The following is a 1,085-nucleotide window of genomic DNA, read 5'->3' on the forward strand; positions in this document are numbered from 1 at the left end:
CACTCAAAGGCGAAGCTTCGTATATGATGAATTCTGCATTGCAAAATGATTTATTAAAATCTCTTCAAAAAAGATACAAAATAGAAAGATTTTATAAAGGTAGAGATAGTGAGTGAGTATATTTTAGGGCTTGACATAGGCTCTGTCGAAATTCGTGCCATTATTGCAAAAAAAGATGAAAATTTAGCAGTTTGTGGTATGGGCAAGGCTAAGACATACGGCGTAAAAAAAGGCATTATCACAAATATCGAACAAGCTGCAAACTCTATAAAACATGCAGTTAATGACGCCGTAAAGAGCGCAGGACGCAGATACGATAAGGTTATAGTTTCGATTTCCGGTGCCTATACAAAAAGTGTTCCATCACAAGGCATTATAAGCGTTCCTGATCATGAAATCGGCATAACAGAAATCAAACGAGCTATGCAAATGGCAGAACACAACGCAAATGTTCCAAATGATTATGTCAAACTTCACATTTTACCTTATGATTTTAAAGTTGATGAGCAAGACCACATAGAAGATCCTTTGGGTATGAGCGGAAACAGACTTGAAGTTTCCACTCATATCGTTATTGTTCCTGAAAGTTCTGTTAAAAATTTAACCAAATCTGTCGAAATGGCAGGAATAAAAATCGATAATATCGTTCTTTCAGGCTATGCTTCGGCTATTTCAACCCTTAGTAAAGATGAAAAAGAGCTTGGTGTTGCACTAATCGATATGGGTGGCGCAACTTGCGATATGGTTGTGCATTTAGGAAATTCGCTTCGATATAATGATGTTTTACTTATCGGCTCTACTAACATAACTAACGACTTATCAAAAGCGATTCACACACCGCTTCCATACGCCGAAGAGATAAAACTATCTTATGCCGATTTAATCGATGAAGGCAAAAGAGAGATAGAACTTCCCGTTCTTGGCGAAGATGAAAGCACTCACAGTGTTAGTTTAGAAATTATAACAAATGTTATTTTCTCGCGCATTGAAGAGACTTTGATGTTTTTGGCTAAAAAACTTGATGAAAGCGGATATAAAGATAAAATCGGTGCGGGAATCGTCCTAACAGGCGGTATGACAAAGCT

The 1,085-nt window shown here is 37.1% G+C and carries 1 protein-coding gene; it reads left to right on the forward strand.

All coding sequences use genetic code 11. From position 1 onward, the window contains the following. Positions 1–108: 108 nt before the first annotated feature. The coding region (gene ftsA, locus OFN91_RS08255) for a cell division protein FtsA (RefSeq protein ID WP_270873907.1) at positions 109–1,085 on the forward strand (977 nt) is incomplete at its 3' end.

It is taken from the genome of Campylobacter sp. JMF_08 NE1 (assembly GCF_027737875.1).
Lineage (GTDB): Bacteria > Campylobacterota > Campylobacteria > Campylobacterales > Campylobacteraceae > Campylobacter_B.